General features: G+C 71.5%; 21 protein-coding genes. 8 read left to right on the forward strand and 13 right to left on the reverse strand.

What is annotated here, in order from left to right; genetic code table 11:
• Positions 1-39 precede the first annotated feature (39 nt).
• The gene (locus M4960_RS08190; RefSeq protein ID WP_248703989.1) at positions 40-1,350 is read left to right on the forward strand and encodes a DUF4032 domain-containing protein; all 1,311 of its coding nucleotides are present in this window, start codon (positions 40-42) and stop codon (positions 1,348-1,350) included.
• 440 nt (positions 1,351-1,790) lie between these two features.
• Here M4960_RS08190 and rlmB read toward each other — a convergent pair whose 3' ends face one another.
• From rlmB to M4960_RS08210, 4 genes are read right to left on the reverse strand one after another with little or no spacing between them, the layout of a single operon-like run.
• Positions 1,791-2,801 (reverse strand): 23S rRNA (guanosine(2251)-2'-O)-methyltransferase RlmB, encoded by a 1,011-nt coding sequence (gene rlmB, locus M4960_RS08195; RefSeq protein WP_123936859.1) that lies wholly within the window; start codon positions 2,799-2,801, stop codon positions 1,791-1,793.
• Positions 2,802-2,829: 28 nt separating this feature from the next.
• Positions 2,830-4,239, reverse strand: coding sequence for a cysteine--tRNA ligase (gene cysS, locus M4960_RS08200; RefSeq protein ID WP_248703990.1), 1,410 nt, complete (start codon positions 4,237-4,239; stop codon positions 2,830-2,832).
• 18 nt (positions 4,240-4,257) lie between these two features.
• A complete protein-coding gene (ispD, locus tag M4960_RS08205; RefSeq protein WP_248703991.1) occupies positions 4,258-5,448 on the reverse strand; it encodes a 2-C-methyl-D-erythritol 4-phosphate cytidylyltransferase in 1,191 nt (396 codons plus the stop codon).
• Positions 5,449-5,489: 41 nt separating this feature from the next.
• Complete coding sequence (locus M4960_RS08210; protein ID WP_017888066.1) at positions 5,490-5,972, reverse strand: CarD family transcriptional regulator; 483 nt, start codon at positions 5,970-5,972, stop codon at positions 5,490-5,492.
• Positions 5,973-6,127: 155 nt separating this feature from the next.
• On the opposite strand from M4960_RS08210, the gene M4960_RS08215 reads away from it, so the two are divergent.
• Positions 6,128-6,646, forward strand: coding sequence for a DNA modification methylase (locus tag M4960_RS08215; RefSeq protein ID WP_173168852.1), 519 nt, complete (start codon positions 6,128-6,130; stop codon positions 6,644-6,646).
• 84 nt (positions 6,647-6,730) lie between these two features.
• On the opposite strand, the gene M4960_RS08220 is transcribed toward M4960_RS08215, so the two are convergent.
• Together M4960_RS08220 and M4960_RS08225 are read right to left on the reverse strand one after the other, a co-directional pair.
• Entirely contained in the window at positions 6,731-7,411 is a 681-nt protein-coding gene (locus M4960_RS08220; RefSeq protein ID WP_111085241.1) for a response regulator transcription factor, read from the reverse strand.
• Complete coding sequence (locus M4960_RS08225; protein ID WP_111085243.1) at positions 7,408-8,574, reverse strand: cell wall metabolism sensor histidine kinase WalK; 1,167 nt, start codon at positions 8,572-8,574, stop codon at positions 7,408-7,410. The genes M4960_RS08220 and M4960_RS08225 overlap by 4 nt, the downstream gene beginning before the upstream one ends.
• A gap of 146 nt (positions 8,575-8,720) precedes the next feature.
• Between M4960_RS08225 and phoU the strand changes: the two genes are divergently transcribed.
• Positions 8,721-9,389, forward strand: a complete 669-nt coding sequence (gene phoU / locus M4960_RS08230) for a phosphate signaling complex protein PhoU (RefSeq protein WP_123293296.1) — start codon at positions 8,721-8,723, stop codon at positions 9,387-9,389.
• Positions 9,390-9,420: 31 nt separating this feature from the next.
• The gene (locus tag M4960_RS08235) at positions 9,421-9,960 is read left to right on the forward strand and encodes an AAA family ATPase (protein ID WP_194647523.1); all 540 of its coding nucleotides are present in this window, start codon (positions 9,421-9,423) and stop codon (positions 9,958-9,960) included.
• A gap of 187 nt (positions 9,961-10,147) precedes the next feature.
• Here the strand turns inward: M4960_RS08235 and M4960_RS08240 are convergent, their stop codons facing one another.
• On the reverse strand, positions 10,148-10,894 hold the full coding sequence (locus M4960_RS08240; RefSeq protein ID WP_123293294.1) for a phosphoglyceromutase: 747 nt from the start codon (positions 10,892-10,894) through the stop codon (positions 10,148-10,150).
• Between the two features lie 45 nt (positions 10,895-10,939).
• Between M4960_RS08240 and M4960_RS08245 the strand changes: the two genes are divergently transcribed.
• Positions 10,940-11,713, forward strand: a complete 774-nt coding sequence (locus tag M4960_RS08245; protein ID WP_132099064.1) for a class I SAM-dependent methyltransferase — start codon at positions 10,940-10,942, stop codon at positions 11,711-11,713.
• Between the two features lie 111 nt (positions 11,714-11,824).
• Here the strand turns inward: M4960_RS08245 and M4960_RS08250 are convergent, their stop codons facing one another.
• The 3 genes from M4960_RS08250 to M4960_RS08260 form a co-directional block, all read right to left on the reverse strand.
• Positions 11,825-12,919, reverse strand: coding sequence for a folate-binding protein YgfZ (locus M4960_RS08250; protein ID WP_248703992.1), 1,095 nt, complete (start codon positions 12,917-12,919; stop codon positions 11,825-11,827).
• The gene (locus M4960_RS08255) at positions 12,919-13,521 is read right to left on the reverse strand and encodes an FABP family protein (protein WP_123293291.1); all 603 of its coding nucleotides are present in this window, start codon (positions 13,519-13,521) and stop codon (positions 12,919-12,921) included. The genes M4960_RS08250 and M4960_RS08255 overlap by 1 nt, the downstream gene beginning before the upstream one ends.
• 137 nt (positions 13,522-13,658) lie before the next feature.
• Complete coding sequence (locus M4960_RS08260) at positions 13,659-13,940, reverse strand: hypothetical protein (protein ID WP_123936868.1); 282 nt, start codon at positions 13,938-13,940, stop codon at positions 13,659-13,661.
• 177 nt (positions 13,941-14,117) lie between these two features.
• On the opposite strand from M4960_RS08260, the gene M4960_RS08265 reads away from it, so the two are divergent.
• The 3 genes from M4960_RS08265 to M4960_RS08275 are packed head-to-tail and all read left to right on the forward strand — an operon-like array spanning position 14,118 to position 17,691.
• Positions 14,118-14,801: a winged helix-turn-helix domain-containing protein gene (locus M4960_RS08265; protein ID WP_123293289.1), complete on the forward strand. Its 684-nt coding sequence runs from the start codon at positions 14,118-14,120 to the stop codon at positions 14,799-14,801.
• A complete protein-coding gene (gene mshD, locus M4960_RS08270) occupies positions 14,801-15,628 on the forward strand; it encodes a mycothiol synthase (protein ID WP_248703993.1) in 828 nt (275 codons plus the stop codon). Before M4960_RS08265 ends, mshD begins: the two co-directional genes overlap by 1 nt.
• Positions 15,629-15,684: 56 nt before the next feature.
• A complete protein-coding gene (locus M4960_RS08275; RefSeq protein ID WP_248703994.1) occupies positions 15,685-17,691 on the forward strand; it encodes a serine/threonine-protein kinase in 2,007 nt (668 codons plus the stop codon).
• 88 nt (positions 17,692-17,779) lie between these two features.
• On the opposite strand, the gene M4960_RS08280 is transcribed toward M4960_RS08275, so the two are convergent.
• Genes M4960_RS08280 through M4960_RS08290 form a run of 3 tightly spaced genes read right to left on the reverse strand, consistent with a single transcriptional unit; the run spans position 17,780 to position 26,190 of the window.
• Positions 17,780-21,997: an FtsK/SpoIIIE domain-containing protein gene (locus M4960_RS08280; protein WP_248703995.1), complete on the reverse strand. Its 4,218-nt coding sequence runs from the start codon at positions 21,995-21,997 to the stop codon at positions 17,780-17,782.
• 36 nt (positions 21,998-22,033) lie between these two features.
• Positions 22,034-23,434, reverse strand: a complete 1,401-nt coding sequence (locus M4960_RS08285; RefSeq protein WP_248703996.1) for a hypothetical protein — start codon at positions 23,432-23,434, stop codon at positions 22,034-22,036.
• A complete protein-coding gene (locus tag M4960_RS08290; protein ID WP_248703997.1) occupies positions 23,431-26,190 on the reverse strand; it encodes a hypothetical protein in 2,760 nt (919 codons plus the stop codon). Before M4960_RS08290 ends, M4960_RS08285 begins: the two co-directional genes overlap by 4 nt.
• Between the last annotated feature and the right edge of the window lie 37 nt (positions 26,191-26,227).

Genomic DNA, 26,227 nt, shown 5'->3' on the forward strand with positions numbered 1-26,227 from the left:
GGGCTCTCGGCTGTCCCCCACGACACCGAAGGATCCACCGTGCCCGACTCGATGTCCATCACCGCAGCCACCGTCGACCCCGGCCTGCTCGACCTGCCGTGGGACCTGCCGCTGGCGGACTGGCCGGACGAGACCATCGTGGCCCTGCCGAAGGGCATCTCACGGCACCTGGTGCGCTTCGTGCACCTGAGTGGGTACGTCGCCGCCGTGAAGGAGACCGGCGAGGAGATCGCGCGCTCCGAGTACGAGATGCTCCGCACGCTGCAGCGCATGGACGTGCCGTGCGTCGACCCCGTCGCCGTCATCACCGGTCGGGTCGACGCCGACGGCGAGCAGCTGCACCCCGTGCTCGTGACGCGGCACCTGCGCTTCTCGCTGCCGTACCGCGCGCTGTACTCGCAGACCCTGCGCCCGGAGACCGCGACCCGTCTCGTCGACGCCCTCGCGCTGCTGCTCGTCCGGCTGCACGTCATCGGCTTCTACTGGGGCGACGTGTCGCTCTCGAACACGCTGTTCCGTCGCGACGCGGGCTCGTTCGCCGCGTACCTGGTCGACGCCGAGACCGGCAAGCTCTACCCCGGCGGGCTGTCGAACGGGCAGCGCGAGAACGACCTCGAGGTCGCGCGCGTGAACATCGCCGGCGAGCTCCTCGACCTCGAGGCCGGCGGCCGGCTCGACGAGAACGCCGACCCCGTGGACGTCTCCAACCGGATCGTGGCGCAGTACCGGACGCTCTGGACCGAGCTCACGGGCACCGAGCAGTTCGACATCAAGGAACGCTGGCGCATCAACGACCGCGTCGAGCGGCTCAACGAGCTCGGCTTCGACATCGAGGAGCTCTCGATCCACACGACCGAGGGCGGTTCGCAGGTGCGGATCCAGCCGAAGGTCGTCGACGCCGGACACCACCAGCGACGCCTGCTGCGGCTGACCGGCCTGGACGCCGGCGAGAACCAAGCCCGACGCCTGCTCAACGACCTCGACTCGTACCGGGCACGCAACGGCCGCGACGAACTCGACGAGGAGATGGTGGCGCACGAGTGGGTCTCGCGGGTCTTCGAACCCGTGGTCCGCTCGATCCCCCGTGACCTGCGCGGTCGCCTCGAGCCCGCCGAGGTCTTCCACGAGCTGCTCGAGCACCGCTGGTTCATGTCGCAGGAAGAGGAGCGGTCGGTCTCGCTGCCCGAGGCCACCACGGCGTACATCAACGACGTGCTGCGCCACCGCCGCGACGAGCGCCTGCTCATCAACCCGCCGACGTCGTCGATGACGCTGCCGATCCCCGTGGTCGACGACGCCGACCCCGCAGACGACGAGTCCGACGTCCAGGACTGGCGCACCACCGTCTGACGCGGTCCCCGGTCGGTCACGACACCCCGCCGGGTGGGTGCCGACTGGTCACAGACCGTCGCCGGCGGCGTCGCGCAGCGACGACATGTGACCACCCGGAGGACACCGGCCGACATGTCGTGACCGTTCGGGGTCCGTGAACGCGACCGCCTGGAGGCCCGGCGCGCGTCCCGGAGACCGGCGCCGGCCCTCCAGACCGTCACGCCCGCACCGCCGGTGGTGCCGTTGGACGTCGAGCGGTCGCCCGACACCCCGCCAGGTGCACGTCGGCCGGTCACGGACGGTCGCCTGCGGCGTCGCGCAACGACGACTCGTGACCACACGGCGGGCATCATCCGACGTGTCCTGACCCGTCCGGCCTGACCCGGCCGGCACCGCACGCAGGAACGGCCGCCTCCCACGAGGGGAGGCGACCGTTCCTGCGGACGAAGCGCCGGGGCTTACTCGGCGCGACGGCGCCGGGCGACCTCCCACAGTGTGACGCTCGCGGCGATGCCGGCGTTGAGGGACTCGGTCGCACTCGAGATCGGGATCGACACGATCGCGTCGCAGGTCTCGGTGACCAGGCGCGACAGGCCCTTGCCCTCGGAACCGACGACGATCACGATCGGGCGGTCGGCGAGCGCGAGGCCGTCGAGCTCCACGTCGCCGTCGCCGTCCAGACCGAGGACGAACAGTCCCATCGACTTCAGGGACTTCAGCGTCTGGGTGAGGTTCGGGGCCATCGCGACGGGCGTGCGGGCCGCGGCGCCGGCCGAGGTCTTCCACGCCGACGCGGTGACGCCGACCGAACGACGCTGCGGCACGATGACGCCGTGTCCGCCGAACGCGGCGGTCGAGCGGATGATCGCACCGAGGTTGCGGGGGTCGGTGATGCCGTCGAGCGCGACGAGCAGCGGGACCTGGTCGCGCGAGAAGGCCTGCTCGACGATGTCCTCGGACACGGCGTACTGGTACGCCGGCACCTTGAGCGCGACGCCCTGGTGCACGCTGTCGTGGCCGGTGATGCGGTCGAGCTCGGGGCGCATGAGCTCGATGATCGGCACGCTGCGGTGGTTCGCGAGCGTCAGGATCTCCTTGACGCGGTCGTCGACCTCGATGCGCGACGCGATGTAGAGCGTCGTCGACGGGGTCTTCGTGCGGAGCGCCTCGAGCACGGAGTTGCGGCCGGTCACGAGCTCGGAGTCATCGGTCTTCCGGGCCGGCGGACGACCGGTGCGGCCCTGCGGGGTGCTCGAGGAACCGTGACGGCCCTTGGCTGCCTCGAAGCGGTCCTTCGCCGCCTTGCGCTTGCCGGCGGGGTGGTACGGCCGGTCCTCGGCCTTCGGGGTCGGCTTGCGACCCTCGAGCGCCTGGGCACCCTGACCACCGGAACCGACCTGCTTGTTGCCCTTGCGACCGGTGCGGACGGCGCCGGGCCGACCCTTCTTGCTTCCCGAGACGTTCTTCATGCGTAGCTCCTGTTCGGCACTGCCGTGTTCAGGCGATGCTCCAGCGTGTTCCGGACGGCGTGTCCTCGATCGTGATGCCCGCGGCGGCGAGGTCGTCGCGCACGCGGTCGGCCGCAGCGAAGTCCCGTGCTGCCCTGGCGTCCGCGCGCTCCTGCACGAGGCGTTCGACGAGAGCGGCGAGCGGGCCTGCCGAGGTGTCCTGACCGCCCCCCGACCAGTGGGCGGCTCGCGGGTCGATGCCGAGGACCTCTACCATGGCGGCCACCTGATGGTACGCGACCCCGAGCGTTTCCGCATCGTCGGCGTCCAGGGCGGCATTGCCGGTGCGCACGGTCTCGTGCAGGACGGCCAGCGCCTGGGGCACTGCGAGGTCGTCGTCCATCGCGGCGGCGAAGGCGTCCGGCACGGCGGGGGCGTCGGCGAGGTGCACGCCTTCGAGCCGCACCTCGGCCCGCTGCAGGAACCCGTCGACGCGGTCGTACGCGGCCTCGGCCTCGGCCAACGAGCCGTCGTGGTGGTCGATCGAGGAGCGGTAGTGCGCGGCGCCGAGGAAGTACCGCACCACGGCCGGACGGGCAGCGGCCAGGAAGTCGGCGGCGAAGATCGAGTTGCCGAGCGACTTCGACATCTTCTGGCCCTCGACCGTGACGAGCCCGTTGTGCAACCAGTACGACGCGAACGGGTCGCCCGCCGCGGTGGACTGCGCAAGCTCGTTCTCGTGGTGCGGGAACCGCAGGTCGAGTCCGCCGCCGTGGATGTCGAACGCCGGACCGAGGTACCGCCGCGACATGGCGGAGCACTCGATGTGCCAGCCCGGACGACCGGGGCCCCACGGGGAGTCCCACGACGCGGTCGACGGCTCGCCGGGCTTCGCACCCTTCCAGAGCGCGAAGTCGCGGGCGTCGCGCTTGCCACGGGGGTCGGCGTCGGCGGCCTCGACCATGTCCTCGCGACGCTGCCGGGTGAGTGCCCCGTAGGACTCCCAGCTGCCGGTGTCGAAGTAGACGTCGCCCGAGTCGTCGGCGGCGACGTAGGCGTGGCCGCGGTCGATGAGCTTCGTGATGATGTCGTGCATCTGCGGCACGCTCCCGGTTGCCCGCGGCTCGTAGGTCGGGGGCAGGATGCCGAGGGCGTTGTACGCGGCGGTGAACTCGAGCTCGACGCGGTAGGCGCGGGCGAACCACGCTTCGTCGGTGCCGGCGGCCAGGTCGAGCACCTTGTCGTCGATGTCGGTGACGTTCCGCACGAGGGTGACGCGCAGACCGCGGTACGTCAGCCAGCGGCGCCAGATGTCGTAGACCAGGGCCGAGCGCAGGTGCCCGATGTGCGGCGACGACTGCACCGTCGGACCGCAGACGTAGACGCTGACCTGTCCGTCGACCAGGGGGACGAGGTCGACGACGGCTGCGGCGCGGGAGTCGTAGAGGCGAACGGTCACGATCCCAAGCCTAGGACGTCAGGCCGGTCGGGTGACGGCCGTGGCGATCGCGGCGAGCCCCTCGCCCCGGCCGGTGAACCCGAGGCCGTCGGTCGTCGTGCCGGACACCGCGACGGGGGCGCCGACGACGGCGGACAGGGCGTCCTGCATCTCCGCACGACGGGCCCCGATGCGCGGCCGGTTCCCGATGACCTGCACCGTGACCGACACGGGGACGAGGCCGGCGTCGGCGAGCAGCCCGACGGCACCGCGGATGAAGACGTCCCCCGAGGCACCGGCGTAGGCGGGGTCCGCGGTGCCGAACGTCCCGCCGATGTCACCGAGGCCACCCGCGGAGAGCAGGGCGTCGCACACCGCGTGCGCCACGGCGTCACCGTCGCTGTGCCCGGAGAGGCCGGGTTCGCCGGGGAAGTCGAGCAGGCCGACGCGGCACGGCGACTCGACGTCGAACGCGTGCACGTCGACCCCGAGCCCGAGCCGGACCGCCGAGGCACCGGGGTCGCCCGGGACCGTGGCGCGCGACCGGACGATCGACTCTGCTCGTCCGAGGTCCCACGGCGTCGTGATCTTGAAGGCATCGGCGTCACCCGGCACGAAGCGCACCGTGCCACCGGCCGCCTGGAACACGCCGGCGTCATCGGTCTCGGACTGCGTCGACACCGCGTACGCCCGTCGGAGTGCGTCGAGCGGGAAGCCCTGCGGCGTCTGGACCCCGACGAGCGCCGACCGGTCGACGGTCTCGACGACCACGTCGCCGGACACCCGCTTGACCGTGTCGGTGACGGGGAGCGCGGGGACGACGCCGTCACCGGTGCCGGTCGCGACCGAACCCTCGACCGCGTCGAACACCCGGTCGAACTGCGCGGCCGGCGTGAGGCACCGCGCCGCATCGTGCACCAGCACCGCGGTGACGGAGTCCGGCAGCACGCCCAGGCCGGCCTGGACCGAACCATGGCGATCCGTGCCTCCCGGAACCACCGCCGTGTACGCGACCGCGGCGCCCGCGACCGAGGCGACCACCTGACGGCAGTCCTCGAGCAGGGTCGACGGCGCGACCACGACGACCAGCGTCGGAGCCGACAACGTGAACAGCGGCTCGAGCGCCCGCGCGAGCATGAGCTGCCCCGCGACGGGCACGAACGCCTTCGCGGTGCCGATGCCGAGCCGGGTTCCGGACCCGGCTGCAACGACGACGACCGCCCGGTCCACCCCTTCGGGGAACCGTGCGGTCGTCGTGGTGTGCAGTGCGCTCAGGACGCGAGGACTTCGTCGAGGACGGTCGATGCCTTGTCCTCGTCGGTCTTCTCGGCCAGGGCCAACTCGGAGATCAGGATCTGCCGCGCCTTGGCCAGCATCCGCTTCTCGCCCGCGGACAGGCCGCGGTCCTGATCGCGTCGCCAGAGGTCGCGGACGACCTCGGAGACCTTGATGACGTCCCCGGAAGCGAGCTTCTCGAGGTTCGCCTTGTACCGGCGCGACCAGTTGGTGGGCTCTTCGGTGAACGGCGCCCGGAGGACCTCGAACACCTTGTCGAGCCCTTCCTTGCCGATCACGTCGCGGACTCCGACCAGGTCGACGTTGTCCGCCGGTACCTCGATCGTCAGGTCACCCTGCGTGACCCGCAGTTTCAGGTAGACCTTTTCCTCGCCCTTGATGACGCGCGTCTTGACTTCAGAGATGGTTGCCGCCCCGTGGTGGGGGTAGACGACGGTCTCGCCGACCTCGAATTGCATGTATCAGGCTCCGTTCCCAGACTTCCAGTTTACCACAAGGGGTGTTCGGGTAAGGGGACCCTCAGCACTGGGCCTTCCCGGTGATCGCTAAGATGGAGCGGGACCGTCTGGTCCTCATCGACTTACGGAGGAATCTCTTGCGAGCTCGGGTACTCGTGTCCGTCGCCGTTGCGGCAACCATCGCGCTGGGCGCCACCGGGTGCGAGTTCATGTCGCCCGCGCACACCGTCGACATCAAGCAGATCACCGACGGCGTCAACGTCTCGACCGGCAAGGTCGACGTGCGGAACGCCATCCTCATCTCGGACGACGGCGAGGGTGCGCGGTTCATCGGCACGCTGGTGAACAACTCCGACACCGACGGCATCACCGTGTCGGTCGAGATCGGTGGCGACACCGAGACCGTGCTGGTGCCGGCGAACTCGCACGTCGACCTGGCGAACGACTCGCAGCACGACACCCTCGACTTCGACAGCGCGGACGCGAAGCCCGGTTCGCTCGTCAAGGTGTACTTCTCGTACCCCGACGCCGAGGGCGTCTCGGCCAACGTGCCGGTGCTGACCACCTCGCAAGAGGAGTACGCAACCCTCGCGCCGACCTCGACCCCCGAGCCGTCCAGCCAGATCACGCTGCCGGTCGAGACCCCGTCGGCCACGCCGACGGACGGCGAGTAGCCGCTCCGCGCAAGCGCCACCGCGTCAGACAGGAGGCCCGGTGCGAGTCCCAGGGACTCGCACCGGGCCTCCTGTCCGTCCGTCTCAGGCCTCGATGCGGTACCCGAGACCGCGGACCGTCACCAGGATCTCCGGGGTGGACGGCACGCGCTCGATCTTCGAGCGGATGCGCTTGATGTGCACGTCGAGCGTCTTGGTGTCGCCGAAGTAGTCGGAGCCCCACACCCGGTCGATGAGCTGCCCACGGGTGAGCACCCGGCCGGCGTTCCGGAGCAGCAACTCGAGCAGCTCGAACTCCTTGAGCGGCATCGCCGTCTCCGACCCGTCCACCGACACCGTGTGCCGCTCGACGTCCATCCGGATGCCGCCGACCTGCAGGATCCCGCTGTCCGCCGGGTCGTCCTCGGTGCGGCGGCGCAGGACGGCACGGATGCGGGCCAGCAGCTCGCGCGTCGAGTACGGCTTCGTCACGTAGTCGTCCGCGCCGAGCTCGAGCCCGACGACGATGTCGACCTCGGAGTCCTTCGCCGTCAACATGATGATCGGCGCGTTCGACCGGGTGCGGATCTGGCGGCAGACCTCGGTGCCGGAGAGCCCCGGCAGCATGAGGTCGAGGAGCACCAGGTCCGGGTTCTCCGAGTCGAACTTCGACAGCGCGGTCACGCCGTCGGCCGCAACGGAGGTCTCGTACCCCTCACGCTGCAGCAGGAACTCCAGGGGCTCGCTCAGGGCCGGCTCGTCGTCGACGATGAGGATCTTGGTCACGATGGCTGCTCTTCCAGTTGCTCTTCGAGTGCGGTGGTCAGTTCGGTGTCCGCCTCGGGCAGGCGGATGGTGAAGGTCGAGCCCTTGCCGGGCTGCGACCAGACACGGACGTCGCCGCCATGGTTGCCGACGACGTGCTTGACGATGGCGAGCCCCAGGCCGGTGCCGCCGGTGGCCCGTGACCGTGCCGGGTCGACACGGTAGAACCGCTCGAACACGCGGTCCAGGTCGGCCTCGGGGATGCCGACGCCCTGGTCGGTGATCGCGATCTCGACGAAGCCCTTCGCGGACCGGACGCCCACGCCGACGCGGGTGCCGTCGGGCGAGTACTTCACCGCGTTGGCGATGAGGTTCGAGACGGCGACCTGCAGCAGGCCCGGGTCGCCCATCACCCGGAGCTTCGACTTCTTCGCCCGGATGATCTCGATCGAGCGGGCGCGCGCGACGACCTCGTTCGCGTCGACCGCGGCCTGCACGATCTTGTCGACACCGGTCTCCTCGCTGTTCTCCAACGCGTCGACCGACTGCAGCCGGGACAGCTCGATGATGTCCTTCGTCAGGGCGCCGAGCCGCTCGGACTCGGTGATGAGCTGCGCCGCGAACTTCTTGACGTGCTCCGGGTCGTCGGCCGCGATCACGAGCGTCTCGGACAGCAGGCCGATGGCGCCGATCGGGGTCTTCAGCTCGTGCGAGATGTTGGCGACGAAGTCACGGCGGACCTCGTCGATGCGCCGGCTCTCGGTCAGGTCGTCGGCCGTGATGAGCACGTACCGGTTGCCGAGCTGCGCGGCCCGGAAGCTGAGGTAGCCGATGAGCTCCCCGTGCCGTCCGCGCGGGAGCTCGAGGTCCTCCGCCCCCATCTCGCCGCTCTTGCGCACCCGGTCGACCAGGTCGAGGAGCTCCTGGTGCACGAGCCGGCGCCGCACGACGAGCCCGACGGTCAGTGCCTGGGGCGATGCGGCCACGACCGTGTTCGACGGGTCGATGACCACCGCCGGGTTGTGCATCGTCGCGATCACCGCTGCGACGCCGTCCGGCAGGGTGCGTTCCGCCACGTCTGCTGCACGAGCCGTGCGCTCGGCGGTGATGATCAGCACCACGACGCCCGCGCCGAAGACCCCGCCGAGGAGCATCGACAGTGGCACGAGCCACGCGTTGTCCATGCCGCCAGTGTAGGGATGGTCATGCGGGGTTCCGGTACCGTTCACCCGTCCCGGAAGGCCGGATCGCGAAGCGTTCAGCCCCACGTCACCGTTCGTTCACCTGGGCTGACGACACTCGTCCGGTACGCAGAGAGAGGTACTCCCCCATGCGCGAAGTCTTCCAGCAGGAACTCCAGGACGTCCAGGAGCGACTGACCGAGATCGCAGGACTCGTCGAGTCCGCCATCACCCGGGCCACCCAGGCCTTCAGCGACTCCGACGTCGCCCTCGCCGAGGAGGTGATCGCGGACGACCAGAAGATCGACGAGGCCGCCAACAGCCTCGACGAGATCGCCATCGACATCCTGGCCCGCCAGGCTCCGGTCGCCCGCGACCTGCGCGTCGTCGTCACCGCCCTGCGCGTGAGCTCCTCGCTCGAGCGCATGGGCGACATGGCCGAGCACATCGCGCAGCTCGCCCGCCAGCGCTTCCCCGAGAAGGTCGTGCCGAAGGGACTCCGCGGCACCTTCAAGGAGATGGGCAAGCACGACGTCGCGATGTCGCAGAAGCTCACGCGGCTGCTCGCGACCGAGGACATCGCCCTGGCCGCGGAGATCCGCGACGAGGACGACGCCGTCGACGAACTGCACGCGAGCGTGTTCGACTTCGTGCTCGGCGAGGCGTGGAAGGGCGGACCGATCGACACCGTCGACGCCACCCTGGCCTCCCGCTACCACGAGCGCTTCGCCGACCACGCGGTGTCGATCGCCAAGAAGGTCGAGTACCTGGCGACCGGCGACTGGACCGGCGCCTCGAGTTCGACCGCCGCGGTCTGAGCACACCTGCGCGGTCTGCGAGGATCGACGCATGGCTCAGGTCGCGATCATCGTCAACGGCATGCCCGGTTCCGGCAAGAGCACGATCGGCGCTGCACTGGCCGAGGTGCTCGGCTGCCCGTTCCTGTCGAAGGACCGGATCAAGGAGCCCCTCGCCGACATCGTCGGGCCGATGATCGCGTCGCGTCCGCTCGGTGGCATCGCGATGGACACCGTGTGGGCGATGGCCGGCGCGGTCGAGAACGGGGTCGTCCTGGACGCCGTCTGGGTCACCCCGGAGAGCCGGGACTTCCTGACCGCCGGGCTCCTGACGGCCGGTTCGCCGCGGGCCGTCGAGGTCTGGTGCCACGTCGACCGCGCGACGGCCGACGAACGCCTGCGCGACCGCTACGAGCCGGACGCTCCGATCCGGCACGAGGTCCACGGCGACCTGGCGTCGATCATCGACACCTGGGACACCCTCGGCCCCACTGCGGGACCGACCGGGCTGCTCCCCGTCGTCCGCGTCGACACGACGAAGCCCTACGACGTCGGTGCCCTCGTGCAGGAGATCGCGTCGCACTTCGTCTGATCAGCCGAGGCTCGAGGAGCCGACCGCCCTGCCGAAGCGACACGTCGTCGGAGCGGTGATCCGTTCCTCCCGGCAGAGCGACAGGAGTCGGCGGAACGTTCGCGGCACACTGTCGCTTTCGCGGCCCCACAAGCAGAACGACGAACGCCCCGCCCGGAGACCGGACGGGGCGTTCGTGTGCGCGGTGCTACTTCTTGGCGCCCTGGGCGGCCACGGCGGCAGCGCCGGCGGCAGCGGCCTCGGGGTCGAGGTAGTACGCCGGCTTCGTCGGACGGAAGTCGTCGTCGAGCTCGTACACCAGCGGGATGCCCGTCGGGATGTTCAGCCCGGCGATGTCGTCGTCGGAGATGTCGTCGAGGTGCTTGACGAGCGCGCGGAGCGAGTTGCCGTGGGCGGTGACCAGCACGGTCTTGCCCTCGCCCAGGTCCTTCGTGATGTCCGACTCCCAGTAGGGCAGCAGGCGGTCGATCACGAGCTTGAGCGACTCGGTGCGGGGCAGCTGGTCGCCGAGGTCGGCGTAGCGGCGGTCACCGGCCTGCGACCACTCGGCGCCGTCGGCGATGGGGGGCGGCGGGACGTCGAACGACCGGCGCCACTCCATGAACTGCTGCTCGCCGTACTCGGCCAGCGTCTGGGCCTTGTCCTTGCCCTGCAGGTCGCCGTAGTGGCGTTCGTTGAGGCGCCAGTCGCGCTTGACCGGCAGCCAGGCGAGGTCGGCCTGGAGCAGCGCGATGTCGGCCGTCTGGATCGCGCGGGTGAGGAGCGAGGTGTACAGGACGTCGGGGACGATGCCCGATTCGGCGATGAGGTCGCCGGCGCGCTTCGCCTCCTTCTCGCCCAGCTCGCTGAGCCGGACGTCGACCCAACCGGTGAACAGGTTCTTCTGGTTCCAGTCACTGTTTCCGTGACGGAGCAGGACGAGCGTGGAGGTCATGCTCCCGAGTCTACCGAGCGTCGGCAGGCCCGTACCCTTGACGTCATGCCCATCGGGAACGTGACGCGCGGGACGACCGGGTACAACCGGCTCCGCCGTGTCGACCGGTGGATCGCGTCGCTGCCGGCGCTCCGCAAGGCCGACGACCCGCTGGTCGCCGACGTCGGGTACGGGGCCTCGCCGACGACGACGCTCGAGCTGCGCGACCGTCTGGCCCTGGTGCGTCCGGACGTCGAGGTCACCGGCATCGAGATCGAACCGGCACGCGTGGCGTTCGCGAACGCGGGCACCCGCGACGGCGTGACGTTCCGGCTCGGCGGCTTCGAGACGCCCACGCCCGGGCAGCGCCGACCGGCCGTGATCCGGGCGTTCAACGTGCTGCGGCAGTACGACGAGTCCGCCGTGGTGGGGTCGTGGCGGATCATGCAGGACCGGCTGCAGCCCGGCGGCGCGCTGGTCGAGGGGACGTGCAACGAGGTCGGGCGGGTGGCCTCGTGGGTGACGCTCGACGAGCATGCGCCGGTGTCGTTCACGGTGTCGCTGCGGCTCGCCGGACTCGACGTGCCGTCGATCGTCGCCGAACGGCTGCCGAAGGCGCTCATCCACCGGAACGTGCCGGGTGAGCGGGTGCACGCGTTCCTGCGCGACCTCGACCTGTCGTGGGCGGTCGCGGCGCCGCTCGGCACGTACGGGCCCCGGCAGCGGTGGATCGCCACGGTGCGGGGCATGCGCGACCGCGGGTGGCCGGTGCTGCACGGGCCGACGAGGTGGCGGCTCGGCGAGCTCAGCGTGCCGTGGGCCGCGGTCGAGCCCGCCTGACGGGGGCGAGTCTCGCGCTCAGCGACTGATCTCGCGCTCCGGGGCCCGAGAAGTGTCGCTCAGGCCGAGTCTCGCGCCAGCATCGAGCCCGCCTGACGGCGGCGGCGACCGCTACGAGCGCTTGACGGCTCCGAGCCGTGGCAGCCGCGGGACGTTCGCCGTGGCGCCGGCCTCCGGCGGGACGATGGTCTCCTGCGCCGCCGTCACCACGACGTCGTCGGCGATGAGCGTCAGCGTCGCGGTGGGGTCGAGGGAACGCTTGACCACGGCCAGCCCGATCGGGCCGAGCTCGTGGTGGACCGCCGAGGCCGACAGTCGCCCGACCTGCTTGTCGCCGAGCATGACCGGCGTGCCCGGGGCCGGCAGCACGGCGTCGGAGCCGTCGAGGTGCAGCTGCACGATCCGACGCGGCGGGTGGCCCAGGTTGTGCACCTTCGCGACGGTCTCCTGCCCGCGGTAGCAGCCCTTCGTCAGGTGCACGGCGGAGCGGAGCCAGTCGAGCTCGTGCGGGATGGTGCGCTCGTCGGCGTCGGACAGCGTCGGACGCCAGGCGGCGATCCGCAGTGCCTCGTACGCGAGCAGCCCCGCGACGGGTTCGTCCGACGCAGCGATCGCGGCCGAGGTCCCGGGCGTGACCACGGCGATGCGGAGGGTCCAGTCGGAGCCGGGATGGGCCTCCTGAGCAGCGTAGCTCCACCCACCGGGCGTGACGGCTGCCCACGGGTCGACCCACTCGACGACGGGCGGGTCCGGCAGGACGGTCGACGCGAACGGGGCGGCCTCGCCGAACCAGCCGAGGGTCGCGAAGTCAGCCGAACGGTCGGCGACCTCGACCCGGAGCATGAAGCGCATCGAGTCGAGCCAGGCGGCGAGCGGCGCGGCGTCCTGCGACTCGGTGAGGAGCCACACGACCGCACCGTCGTCGACCACGCGGGCGGCGTGCTCGACCCGGCCGGACTGGTCGAGGACGAGGGTCTCGGTGCTGACGCCGGTCGGCAGGCCGGTCAGCTGCTGCGAGGTGATCGAGTTGAGCCACGACAGGCGGTCCGGGCCGGAGACGGTGACCACGCCGAGACCGAGCTCGACGACCGCGCGGCCACGGGCCAGCAGCCGTTGCTCGCCCAGGGGGTTGCCGAAGTGGGCTGCGGGCGCGCCGGGCGCATCAGATGCCGCGACGAAGCCGTCGCGCACCGCGAACGCCGACATCAGTCGACCTTCGCGAGCTGCCCCGAGGCGTGCGAGGTGAGTTCGCGACCGAGGGCGGCGATGTCCCACGCCCAGAACAACTTGCCCTCGACCAGGCCGTACAGGCGGGTCGCGGCGGAGTAGTCCTTCGCGTTCGGCGAGCGCATCACGGCGTCGGTGGCCAGGTCGATCCGGCCCTTGAGGACGCGGCCGACGTAGAGCTCGTTGACGCCCGTCGGGTGCACGATCGCGGCCTCGACGTCGAAGCCGTCGGTGGTGTTGCGCAGCGCCTCGACGCTCTCGACGGTGGTGAACGGCGTCGGTCCCTCACCCAGGAGCATCGCGGGGCCGCGGTCACCGGGTTCGGTCGGACGGTCGATCCGCCAGTAGCCCATCTCGGCAGCGAGCGGGGTGTGGTCGTCGTCGAGCAGCCACGTCGTGGACGAGTAGTTGAGGTACGGCAGGCCGTCGTGGCTGAAGCTCACGCGCTGGCCGAACTCGTAGGTGCGGGGTGCCTCTTCGTCACCGACGGGGTACTCCACGACGCCGGTGCCCTCCCAGACGCCGACGAGCCACGACAACGGGACCAGTTCGGGCGCCAGGCCCTCGGGGAGCTCGATCAACGCTGACCCTTGAACAGCTTCACGACGACGACGACCGAGATGAACGCGATCGCGAGCGACGCCAGGCCGAGGAGGCCCACGTAGAACAGCTCGAGCGCAAGCAGCGAATCCATGCCCCGGAGTCTACGCGGCTCGGCTCAACGCGCCAGGAGCACCACCGCGGTGACGAGCACCACGACGAAGGCACCGGACGACGCGATGCTGATCCGTTCGACCAGCCCGTCCTTCGTCGCGGTGATGAGCTGGAGCACGAAGCTCACCATCACGCAGGCGACGAACACGAGCAGCAGCCAGGCGAAGGCGTCGCGCTCGGCGAGCGTCAGGACGAGCACCGCCCCGACGACGGCCAGGATCCAGACCGGCAGGACGGACGTCAGCTTGAGACGCCGCTGGTCGGTGGGCTGCACTGGCTGGGTCACGCGTTCCATCATGACAGGGGTGACGCCCGGCGCGCAGGCGCAGCGACTGCGCGCCGGCGTGCGGGCGCAGCCCCGCGCCCGGCGCTTGCGGCTTCACGCGCAAACCGTCCGGCCGGATGAGGACTTCCCGAGCATCACTAGGATGTGTCCACGACGTCATCCACCTGCGGAGGTCCTGTGGCACAGCTCCTGGTACTCACCTCGACCGCGCCCGGCGACGTCCTGCCGAGCCTCGGTCTCCTGAGCCACAGGATCCGTCACGTGCCGGCCGAGGCCGCACAGCTGGTCAACGCGCCGCAGAGCGACCTGATGTTCGTGGACGCCCGCACCGACCTGGTCAGCGCGAAGGCCCTGTGCAAGATCCTCGCCTCGTCCGGCTCGACGACGCCCATCGTGCTCGTCGTGACCGAGGGTGGCCTGACCGCCGTCAACAGCGAGTGGAACGTCGACGACGTGGTGCTCGAGAGCGCCGGCCCGGCCGAGATCGACGCCCGCATCCGGCTGTCCGCAGGCCGTGCGGCCAAGGGGCAGTCCAGCTCGAAGATCCAGGCGTCGGGTGTCGTCATCGACGAGGCCAGCTACTCGGCGAAGGTCCGGGGCCGGCCGCTCGACCTGACGTTCAAGGAGTTCGAGCTCCTGCGCTTCTTCGCCACGCACCCGTCCCGGGTCTTCACGCGCGAGCAGCTGCTCAGCGAGGTCTGGGGCTACGACTACTTCGGTGGCACCCGCACGGTCGACGTGCACGTCCGACGTCTCCGCGCCAAGCTCGGCGACCTGGAGTCGCTCATCGGCACCGTCCGCAACGTCGGGTACCGCTTCAACGTCTACGACGACGAGGCCGAGCGCCTGATGGGCCAGTAGTGCCGGACCTCGCACGGTTCGTCGTGCCCGGTGAAGCACCGCCGTTCTCGGACCAGACCCTGGTCGACGTCCGCGCCGGGCGCGCAACCGTCCTCGCCGTCGACGACGGGGTCGCCGTGGTCCGTGACGGCGAGCTGGAACTCGTGGTCGACCGGGAGGCCCGTGGTCGCGGCACCGGCACCGCCCTCGTGACGCAGGCGCTCGCGCTGGGCGGCGGGGCCGCTCCCGTGCTCGCCTGGGCACACGGGGACCACCCCGCAGCGCGGGCCCTGGCCGATCGGTTCGGCTGGCGCGCGGTTCGGACACTGCTGCAGCTCCGGGCGCCGATCGACGGTACCGACGCCCCGTCCGTCGACGTGCCGGCCGGGTACAGCCTGTCCGCCTTCCGACCCGGCACCGAGGACGAGGCCGACTGGCTCGCCCTGAACGCCGCGGCCTTCGCACACCACCCCGAGCAGGGCCGGATGACGCTCGACGACCTGCACGCCCGCGAGTCGGACGCCTGGTTCTCCGGCGAGGACCTGCTGCTGCTCCGCGACGCCTCCGGGCAGCTGGCAGGCTCGTGCTGGCTCAAGGTCGAGGACGGCATCGGCGAGTTCTACGCCGTCGCCGTCCGACCCGACCTGCAGGGGCAACGGCTCGGCGGGGTGCTCATGCGTGCCGGGACCGCTCGACTCAGCGGCCGTGGGCTGACCGCCGCCGCACTGTACGTCGAGGGCGACAACGAACCCGCGCTGGCGCTGTACCGGCGATCCGGGTTCGAGCAGTACGCGATCGACGTGCAGTACGCCGCGCCGGAGCAGGCAGAGGCGCCGACCGGCCGGTAACATTGCGTGGTCGGCGAGGGGTCGGCCAGCGGGGGAATCGGGAAGTCGGGGACGCAGTGGCGCAGTACGGTCAGGGTGAGCCACTCGGTGCGTCGTACCGGTTGGTCGAGCTGCTCGGGACCGGTGCCACCGGCGAGGTCTGGCGGACAGAACACACCGCGACCGGCGAGCACGTCGCTGCGAAGCTGCTCCGCGCTGAGCTCGCCGCCGACCCGCAGATCGTCGAACGCTTCGTCCGCGAGCGCTCGGTGCTCCTCGCGCTGCAGCACCCCTCGATCGTGCGGGTGCGGGACCTGGTCGTCGAGGGCGACCGGCTCGCGATCGTCATGGACCTGGTGCCCGGTGGGTCCGCGCGCGATCTGCTCGCATCGAACGGTCCGCTGACCCCGCGGGACGCTCTGACGATCACCGCCGAGACCCTCGATGCCCTCGCCGCGGCACACGAACGCGACGTGACCCACCGCGACGTCAAGCCCGACAACGTGCTGCTCCAGACCCCCTGGGCCGCCGGTGCGACGGGCGACGTCCGGGTCACCGACTTCGGCATCGCGTCGGTCGTCGCCGAGCGTGAGCGCACCACCACCGGGCTCCTCGGCACGCCGCAGTACATGGCGCCCGAGTCGATCAGCCACGGCCGCGCCGGTCCCGCTGCGGACGTCTACGGCGCCGGGGTCATGCTCTACGAGCTGCTGTCCGGCCGCACGCCCTTCGCCGGGCCCGGCACGGACTTCGCCGTCGCGTACCGGCACGTCACCTCGAACCCACCGCTGCTCGACGTGCCGGATGCGCTGTGGTCCGCGGTGTCCGCCCTGCTGACGAAGGACCCGAACAGCCGTCCGGCAGCAGCGGACGCGGCGGCGACCCTGCGGCGGCTCGCTCGGTCCCTCGCATCGGCCCCTGCGCTGGCCGCGACGAGCGACCCGGACGCGTTCGACGAGGTCGAGCGGCCCGCCACCGTGGTCCGCGGGGTCCGGCCGGACGGCACCGCCCCTGGCTCTCGCGCGGACAGCGACGACGACGCGGAGGACTCCGCCGGGCCGGTGCCGGAACTCGGCCCCGCCGGGTCGCAGACCGTCATCCGGCCGATGGCCCGACAGCCACTGCCGGCCGCCCCCGCTGCCGAGCCCCCACCGGCGCGTCGGTTCGTCCGCCCCGAGTGGCTGACGAACCGTGCGCTCCTGTTCGGCGGCATCGGCGTCGTGCTCGTGGCCGCACTGGTCGTCGGTGGCGTCGTGTGGCTGCCCGGTGCGCTGCGGAAGACGCCGGGCGCCGGCACCGCGACCGCACAGGCCGCCAACGCGTACCAGCAGGACCGCCCACTGCCCACGGGCCTCGCCACCACCCGCCGCGCGACCATCGACCCGGCGAAGGGAACCGTCGACCTGCGCGTCACGTACGCGGCGCAGGCATCGGCCCTGACCGGTCCGTTCCTCGAAGTCGTCCCCGGAGCCCGCTCAGGTGCCGCGTGCCCCGCCGTCGTCTGGTCCGGCGAGGGCATCTCGGCGAAGCGCAACCAACCCTCGCTGACGGGTGTCGACGCCGCGTGCGCCTGGGCCCTGTCCGGGGTCGAGGTCCCCGCCGGCGGCGACGTCACGGTCGAGGCCTCCGTGCCGCTCGCCTCCGTCACGGACGGCGCGGCGCTGCAGACGTGGCTCGACGGCGTCGGCGAGGCGACCACGGCTGCCGTGACCGACGACTCGGTGCGCGGGACCGCCTACCCGGTCCAGCGACTGCAGGGCGTCGAGGTCCGCACGCCCGACCGCACGGTCAGTCAGACGGCCCTGCCGGTGACGCTCGTGCCGGTGTGGCCGAACGGTGCCGACGAGCTCAACCCGCTGTACCGCAGTCCCGCCACGGGACGCCCATCGCAGATGCTCGTCGACGTGGCCGGCGGGGAGTCCGGCGTGCGGTTCGCCGACGGCTGCTCGGGGGCGTTGGCGGTGTCGTCCGACGGGCTGGTCGTCACGGCGCTGTCGGTCGCGCCGTCGTGCACGGTGCGGGCGACGGTGGGGAACTTCACGAACCTCGAGAGCTCGCCCTTCGGGATCACGACGCGCGACTGAGCGCGCTCTGGTCGTGACTGCGGGTCGATCCTGCCGTCCGTGGCGGACGCAGCCACGGGCCTCCCGGTCGACGGTCTCGGCGTCTCGGTCAGCTGCCAGCAGACGCGGTCTGCACGAGACGGACGGTCCCGCCTGAAGCGGCGTAGCCGCGGCCGACGGTCAGCGCGACCGGTGCACGACGCGGGAGCGTGACACCGAGGAGCTCGCCGTCGTAGTCGACGTCCGGCTGCAGCAGGACGCCACACCGGGACTTCCGGACCGCTCGGGTCCAGTGGCTGTACAGCGACCGGAGGTCCGCGGACCGGCCGGCCGCCACGACGCACAGTCCGGGGCGCTCGGTCGTGAGCAGCGTCGCGATGGCCTGGTCGCCGTCCTCGAACCGCTCCGCGTCGTCGATCAACAGCAGCACCGGTCCACGCTCGAGCCGCAGCCCGGCCAACAGGGCCGGGACCTCGTCCGGGCCGACGGCGATGCGGTCGAACGAACCCGAGGCGAGCGGCGACCGGCGGTCGCAGATCGCCCAGACCGCTGGACGGACACCCTCGGCTGTCCGTGCGAGCTCGGCGACGGCGAGGAGCACGCTCGATTTGCCGGACCGCGCCGGGCCGGCGACGAGCACGTGTTCGCCGTCGTAGACCTCGACGGACGCCGGCTGCAGGTCGTCCTCGGCGATGCCGATCGGGATCCGCCAGGGCTCACCCGCGAACACCGCTCCGGCACCGAGCTCGTCCACGAGCACAGCGTCGGGCAGCCGGCCGACCGCACTGGCCTTCTTCGTACCGTCCGACCGGATCTCCGCGATCCGTGCGACCGCCTGCGCGAGCGGGACGTCCGGCGTCGCGACGTGCGACTGTAGCCGCCTGGTCGAGTCGATGAAGCGGCCGGGCACCGGCGGCGGGACGTCCTTGGGGCGGACCCCGATGGACGCGTAGTCGTAGGGATCCGCGAGGCGGAACATCCACTTCTGCGTGGTGACCTCGTCCATCGCCGACGGCACCGCCTTCGCGCGCGTCGTGGAGACCGCGAACGAGATGCCGAGCGCCGGACCCTCGGCGTACACCCGGTAGAGCGCGTCGAGCAGCTGCTGCCCCTCGAAGTCCTGGTACTCGTCGCGCAGGGCGGCGAGGCCGTCGATGAGCACCACGGCACGGCGCCCACCGGGTGCCGCACGGCGACGCTCGAGCTCGACGCGGAGGTGCCGCAGGAACCGCGTCTGCAGCTCCCCCGCACCCGCACCGGAGCCGACGTAGGCCGTCGTGTGCGGTAGCTGTGCGAGCGGAGCGAGGTCCCCCGGACCCATGTCGAGCACGAGGAGGTCGAGCTCGTCCGGGCTCGACGCGGCGGCGAGCTGGAGCGCGATCGTGGCGAGGGCGGTGCTCGTCCCGCTGCCGGGGATGCCCATGAGCATGAGGTTGCCCTCGTCGAGGTCCCATCCGGTGGTGACCTGGCGCTGGTGGTCCGGGTCGTCGGCGAGGGCGACGGGCACCGTTGCGGGGCGCGGGTCGATCAGGGCGGCGAGCTCGACGCGGTCGCCGAGCGCCTCGGGCCAGATCGGGCGCGGCGGGGAGTACCCGGCAGCCTCGTTCGCCTGCCCGATCGCCTCGATGAGCTGGTCGAGGTCGGTGACGTCCGACGCTGTCGGCGCCGGTGTCGGCATCGGCGCGGGGACGCCGAACACATCCGTCGGCCGGACCGAGACCGGCTGCTCGGCACGCTCGTCACGGGCACGGCCGGTGACGAGGGCGGTCTGCACCGGGGTGATGTCGTCCTGCCCGAGCTTCACGTAGGCGCGGCCGGTCTGCTGTCGACCGATCCCGGCTGCGGCGGGGACACCGATGACGTTCGTCGAGTCCTCGCGGCTCTGCACCCGCAGGGCGACCCGCATGTTCGTGTTCGCGAGGATGTCCTCGCTCACCACACCGGCCGGCCGCTGGGTGGCGAGGATCATGTGGACGCCGAGCGTTCGGCCGACGGCCGCGATGCTGACGAGCGACGTCAGGACGTCCGGGAAGTCCTTCGCGAGCATCGCGAACTCGTCCACGACGAGGAGCAGGCGCGGCATCGGCTCGTTCGGCTTCGTCGCCAGGTAGGCGTCGAGGTTGTCGATGTCCGCCCCGGCCGCGGCGAACACGCGCTGCCGTCGCTCGAGCTCGGCCTCGAGTGCCCGGATCGCACGGTCGGCGAGCTGTTCGTCGAGGTTGCTGATCGTGCCGATGGTGTGCGGGAGGCGCTCACACGCCGCGAAGGCCGCACCGCCCTTGAAGTCGACGAGCAGGAAGTTCAAGCGTGTCGGGTCGTTGCGCGCGGCGAGCCCGGCCACGAGGGACCGGAGGAACTCGCTCTTACCGGAACCCGTCGTGCCGCCGACCAGGCCGTGCGGGCCGTCGCGCACCAGGTCGATCTCGAGCACACCGCTCTCGGACGAGCCGATCGGGGTCGAGAAGCCCGTGCGGGCGTCCCACGCCGCGCGGATCCCCGCGCTCGACAACAGCTCGGGCAGGCGGACGAGCGAGGGCAAGGACGCCCCCGGCACCAGCAGTTCGGGATCGTCGAAGTGGGCGACGCTCCGGGCACTGCGCTCGGCGGTCTCGACGCTGAGGCCGGCGAGCACGACGTCCTCGACACGGGTCCGGTCCTCTGGGCGGTAGACCGTGGCGGCGGCATCGGCACCGACCGTGATGATCGACGTGCAGGCGGCTGGGAGCTGCTGCTCGTTCGTCGCGATGACGATCCCACTCACCCGCCGTGGTCGCTCCCCCGGGCGCAGGGACCGCCCGGGCACCGAGCGGCCCTGGCCGAGCAGGTTGCGGGCAGGGGCATCCCGTCCCTCGGTGAGCACCTCGGAGTCGACCACGACGAGCAGGTTCGGCGTCGGCAGCTCGTCGAGCGACTCCCGCAGGCCACGGAGCATCGCCGCGCTCTGGTCGCGCTGCCCCGACATCCAGCGGGCGCCGGTGCTGCTCCCCGCCACACGCGCGTGCGGCAGCCAGGAGGCCCACCCCCAGTCCTCCGCGCGGCCCGCGTCGCAGAAGACGCCCACCGTCAGGTCCGCTGGACCGCAGTGCACGGTGGCCTGCGTGAGCAGGCTGCGCGCCAGGGCGAGGGCGCCCTGACGGTCGCCGACGATCCCGACGACGCCGGCGTCGGACAGGTCGGCAACCACCGGCGCGGCCGTCAGACGGCTGTCGGCGATGGCGGCCTTCGCCTCGTCCTCGAGCTTCGCGGACGCTGCACGCTGGTCGACCTCGGGCCGCCAAGGAGCGTCCCCGGTGCCGGCGTGCAGGCTCAGGAAGTCCTCGTCATCCGAGCGGCGCTGCCACAGCAGGGTGGTCGGCAGCTCGGCTCGCCGCACCACGGTCGCCGGATCGGGCACGAGCTCCTGGCGGCGGGCGGCCTCGACGGCCGCGGCTTCGGAGATCTCACCGCGGAAGGACTCCACGGCCTCGGCGAAGCGGGTGTCCTCCTCCTTCAGGTTCTTCGCGCGGCGGTGCTTCTGCTCGAACCACATGCCGATCGCGGTGACCGGGGAGAGCAGGGCGAAGAGCGCGAACCGTGCGTCGCCGAGCAGGAGCACCATCGCCCCGGCGAGCACCAGGGGCGCGGCGACGGTGATCCAGCTGAACTTCGACGCCGGCGGCACGTCCTTGCGTCCGGGCGGCACGACCGTCTCGGCGTCGGAGGTCCGTCCGGCGCGTGGTGGGCGGTTGAACGGCGCGGTCGCCGCCGGGGTCAGGTTCGACAGGGACCCGGCCGCCGGCACGGGCACCTCTTCGAGAACCGGTCGGACGAGCAGGACGGCCCCGCCCACGATGACGCTCGTCGTCCCGGTGAGCAGGACGCCGTCGGCGTCGATGCGCTCCCCGGCGATGACGGTGCCGTTCGTCGATCCCGCGTCACGCACCCGCACACCGTCGTCCTCGCGCTCGACGGTGCAGTGCTCCCACGAAGCGCTCTCGGTGGGGAGCACGACGTCGGCCTGCGGTGCCCTTCCGACCACGAGCTCCCGCCCGCGCGGGACCGGCACCACGAGCCCGGCTTCGAGCCCGCCGGCGAGCGTGACGGTCCAGCCGTCGGTGCCGAGCGGACGTTCCTCGGGGGTTCGTCCGATGCGGGATCCCTCGAGCAGCACGAGGTCCCGGAGCGGGGTGTCGACGCTGGTGCGGTGCCCGTCGACCGCCAGGGTGGTGCCGGGTTCGAGCGTGAGGCCGATGGCCGCGGACACGAGGTCCCCGAGCGAGGATGCGCCGGACCACCCGTCGACCTCGACCGCATCACGTCGGTCGTCGAGCTCGATCAACAGGCGCATGCTCGCGTTCCTCTTCCGGGTCGGTGCGTGGGTGGGTCAGTCCGTGCTGGAGTCGTCGAACCAGACGAGCGACGCGGTCCGGGCAGCGTCGGTTCCGCTCCCCGTGCCGTCGCCGGACGCGGTGCTGGCCGGACGGAGACCGAGCTGCTGCGCCGACGCCGCGAGCACCGTCGCGGGCGTCCCGAGTGCCTGCTGCCGCGTGAAGTCGAGTGCCGGACCGGCGATGCCCGCATCAGCGTCGAGGTCGAGCGCGGCGAGGGCATCGGTGACGTCCGTCGGCTCGACGCTCCGCGCCGAACCGACGGCGCGGACCAGGGCGATGACGGCGTCGTGACTGCGCGAGTCCGCTGCGCCCGCGACCGCCGAGAACGGCTGGTCACCGGTCAGGTTCTCGGCGTCCTGGTCGCCGGCGAGCACCCGGACACCGCCGAGGAAGGCGGACATCGCGCGCCCCCCGGCATCGGAGGCGAGCGCTCGGGCGTCGTCGGTGGCGACACCCACGGTCCGGAAGGCGCCGCTCAGGCTGCCGCCGGCTTCGACGAGCGCTGCGCCGAACGCCGGGCTCGTCGCATCCGGGGTGAGGACGACCGGCACCGTGACGTTCTCGGCCTGGAGCGCGGCGACGAAGGCACCCTGGCGCTGCGCGGAGCCACTGACGACGACCGCGTCGGAGTCCGGCGTCACCGTCTTCTCGTCGGCATCGGCGTCTTCCTCGTTGCTCGTCGCGCCGGTGCGCTCGGCGACGGTCGTGGCCAGCGCTGCAGTGTCCGCGGTGTCGTCCCCGTCCAGGACGTGCGCGACCCGCAGGCCCGCCGGAGCACCGCCGCCCAGGTCGACCAGCAGTGGCGCGTCGGCGTCGCCGAGTGCCGTGGTCATCGCCGTGCTGATCGAGCCAGCCGCCGGCGCCGTCGACCAGGAGTCCTTCTCCGCCGGAGCGTAGGGCAGGACGACCGGGATGCCCTTCGCCGCAGCAGCAGTGAGGGCGCCGGACACGTGGCTGCCCGACGAGGCGACGACGATGCCCGCGACCCCGCTCTTCGCCAGGGCGTCGACCGCGGCCGTGCCCCCGGCAGCGGTTCCGCCGTCGTTCTTCGTGACGAGCGCGACGTCGGTGCCGCCGAGTGCGAGCCGACGCTCCGCCACCAGCGCACCCTGCGCCGCTTCGTTCCACTCAGATCCCTCGCCGTCGCCGAGGGTGACGATGACGCCGATCGTCGTCTTCGCCGGGACGTGCGCCACCGTGATCTTCACCGGCACGGTCGCCGAGACCGCTTCGGCCGGGGTGCTGCTGCCGAACGCCCGGAACGTCAGGACGGCGGCGACCACCGCGGCCACCAGGAGCACCGCGATGCCGACGAAGAGCAGCGGACGGCGGCTGCGCGGACGCGTCCCGTCGGAGCTCTCCGTCGCCGTGGCTTCGGTCGTCTGGTCGCTCATCGGTTCGCCCCGATCCGGAAGGTGTACAGCGTGGTCGACGTCGCGCTGGCGGGCACCTTCAGCTGGAACGCCGGCAGCGTCGTCGCCGCATCGAGCGATGCACGGAACTGCTCCTGTTGGAGCAGGATGCCGGCGACGTCCTCGGCCCGGACGTTCGCGTAGCCCGCGGCGTTCTGCGACGCCAGGGCGAGCTGGTAGTCGGCGGAGTCGGACTTGGCCGCGCTCGTGGCCATGGCGCCGAGGATGCCGGAGCCGTTCACCTTGCGGTCGCCGAGGTCGAGCATCACCCGGTTGAGGTCGCCGGTCAGCAGCGTCGAAGCACCCTGCACGTCACGCGTCGAGGCGCTCGTGCTGGCCGCGATCCGCTCGAGGCTGGACGCCGTCTGCCGGTCGACCGCCGAGGAGAGCTCCGAGCCCTCTTGCTCGAGCGTGCTCTTCTGCTCGTCGATCGTTCCCTTCGAGTCCTTCGTGACCTCGCCCGAGGTGGACCGGAGGCCGGCGATCGACTTGTCGAAGGCCGAGATGACGGCGTCACGACTGCCCTTCGCCGTCTCGCTGACCTGCCGCACCTGCTGGTCGATGATCTTCTGGACGTCCTTCTCGGACTGCGTGGACGCGTCTGCGAAGGCCTTGCGGACGGCGTCCTGCAGCTCGGACTGCTGGGCGCTGATCGCGGTCAGCTGGGTGCCGACCACATCGCTCGACTTCGTTGCCTGCTCGACGAGTTCCTCGAGCTGGCGGGCTGCGCCGTCGACCGAACCCCCGTCGTTGCGCACCGCTCGACGCACCTCCGCGATGCCGTCGTCGAGTGCATCGACGTCGTCGGACAGCGTCGTGATCGCGGCACCGATGCCGGTCGCGGAACGGAGATCGGTTGCCGCGATCACCGCGTCCCACTGCTTCGCCTGGTCCGTGAGGCGTTCATCCATCGGGGTGCTGAAACGTCCTCCGGGCTTCAGCGTCGTGCCCTCTTCGGCGCCGGGGCAGGGGGTCGCGGTCAGGTAGCCCCGCAGCGCATCCGCCTGTTCCGCGTCGAGCTGGTCGGTTGCCGCGAGGGCGCAGAGCTGGTCGGCGACCACACGGTTCTGCGCCTGCATCGAGGTGCTGAACAGACCATCGTCGACGTTGCCCACGAGCCCGCTCGCTGCGATGGCCTGCCGGTTCACCGTCGTGACGGCGTCGCGCACGGGGCCGAGGTCGTCGGCGGTCTGGTCACGCAGGTCCTGCAAAGCCTGCAGACTGCGAGCAACCTCGCCGGTGCCGTCGCTTCCGAGGGCCTGGACCGCGGTGTCGATCTCGCCGAGCTTGGCGCGCAGGGCGTTCGACTGCTCGATCGCCGTGTCCGTGAGCTTGGGGTCGAGCTGGTCGGCGAGCTGCTGCCCGGTGCTGACCAGACCGATCAACGAGGTGCTCACCGCACGCGACGATTCCCAGAGCGCGCAGGTCAACGATCCACGGGCCTCCTGAGGGGCGCACGTCGCTGCGTCCGGTGACGCCGGGCCGACGGATCCCGCCAACTGCGCACTGACCTGCTGCTTGCACGCCTCGCTCGCGTCGGCGTAGCCCTCGAGCTGCGACGAGACGCGGAGCAGGTTGCCGTAGACGCTGCCACCCGCGGTCGAGGTCTTCGGCGTCGCCGCGCACCCGTTACCGTCGAGCACCGTGGCCGGTGCCGTCGCCGAGGTGTCGCCGAGCAGGCTGTCGAGACTCGTCGTGGTCTGCTGGAGCTGCTGCAGCACGGTGGACTGTGTCGCCTTGACGGTCGTGCCGAGGTCGCCGTTCAGGGAACCGAGCTCGCCGGACAGGGACCGCATGGTGCCCGCCAGGGACGAGCTGCTCTCCTTGAGCCGCTCGGCCGTCCTGACGCCGAGGGTCTTCGACGTGGTCTCGAGGTTGGACCGGACCTCGGTGATCGTGCCGCCCGCTCGTGCGAGCACCTCGTTCACCTGCGAGATGAGGTCGATGGTGCGGCGTTGGAGCGCGAGTTCGGAGTCACTGTCGGACCCGAACGCCGCGTTCACCACGCCGGTCGAGGACAGGTCCGTGGACAGCCCGGGCTGCGCGGCGACGTCGAACGTCGGCGCCGTGAAGTCCTTGACGTCGGCGACGAGGTGCAACGTGCTGCTCGCGCCGGATGTCGGCGGTGCCAGCAGGCGGCCCCACTGGACGACCGCGTCCCCGTCCTCGTTCGTGCTGACGACTCCGTCCGTGGACGAACCGGAGTCAGCGGCATCGGTGACGATCCGGTCGGCCGCGGTGCCGGTGAGGACGGTCGAAGCGGCGAGGCTGAAGGGCGCACCCACGAGCGCCGGCGTCGAGCGTGAGGTGCCGGCGACGTCGTAGGTCAGGTTCTTCGACGTGACCGTGAGGTTCTCGATCGTCAGGTCGATCGCGATACGACCCGAGTACCCGTCGAGGTCGGCAAGGTCGGTACCGGTCTTCTTCGACGTCGAGTACTGCGTCGTGATGCGGAGCGGGAGGTCACCAGCCGCCTTCGCGGGGTCGTGGTCGGTCGTCGCTGACGAGGAGTCCTTGCCCGCGACGGAGATCGCGGTGTCGGAGATCGACGTGATCGAGCCGTCCGCGGCCAGACGCGTGTCGACCGTCTGCAAGATCCGTGACGGGTCAGCCACCGGCTTGTCGTCGGACGTGCACCCGGCGAGCACCAGCGCGGCGATGCCGGTGACGGCGACCGCCCCCACGAGCCGGCGAGTGGTGCTTCGTGCTCCGGTGTTCCCGGCACGCTGGTTGATCACGGTCTTCCCCCCAAGAGAATCGTCGAGCACATCGATG

It is taken from the genome of Curtobacterium sp. MWU13-2055 (assembly GCF_023242305.1).
GTDB lineage: Bacteria > Actinomycetota > Actinomycetes > Actinomycetales > Microbacteriaceae > Curtobacterium.

What these genes read in the sequence shown, in the direction of transcription:
- rlmB (WP_123936859.1), bottom strand. Translation starts at nt 2,801, where the DNA reads ATGAAGAACGTCTCGGGAAGCAAGAAGGGTCGGCCCGGCGCCGTCCGC.
- M4960_RS08210 (WP_017888066.1), bottom strand. Translation starts at nt 5,972, where the DNA reads ATGCAATTCGAGGTCGGCGAGACCGTCGTCTACCCCCACCACGGGGCG.
- M4960_RS08225 (WP_111085243.1), bottom strand. Translation starts at nt 8,574, where the DNA reads ATGGACAACGCGTGGCTCGTGCCACTGTCGATGCTCCTCGGCGGGGTC.
- phoU (WP_123293296.1), top strand. Translation starts at nt 8,721, where the DNA reads ATGCGCGAAGTCTTCCAGCAGGAACTCCAGGACGTCCAGGAGCGACTG.
- M4960_RS08235 (WP_194647523.1), top strand. Translation starts at nt 9,421, where the DNA reads ATGGCTCAGGTCGCGATCATCGTCAACGGCATGCCCGGTTCCGGCAAG.
- M4960_RS08240 (WP_123293294.1), bottom strand. Translation starts at nt 10,894, where the DNA reads ATGACCTCCACGCTCGTCCTGCTCCGTCACGGAAACAGTGACTGGAAC.
- M4960_RS08245 (WP_132099064.1), top strand. Translation starts at nt 10,940, where the DNA reads ATGCCCATCGGGAACGTGACGCGCGGGACGACCGGGTACAACCGGCTC.
- M4960_RS08250 (WP_248703992.1), bottom strand. Translation starts at nt 12,919, where the DNA reads ATGTCGGCGTTCGCGGTGCGCGACGGCTTCGTCGCGGCATCTGATGCG.
- M4960_RS08280 (WP_248703995.1), bottom strand. Translation starts at nt 21,997, where the DNA reads ATGCGCCTGTTGATCGAGCTCGACGACCGACGTGATGCGGTCGAGGTC.
- M4960_RS08285 (WP_248703996.1), bottom strand. Translation starts at nt 23,434, where the DNA reads ATGAGCGACCAGACGACCGAAGCCACGGCGACGGAGAGCTCCGACGGG.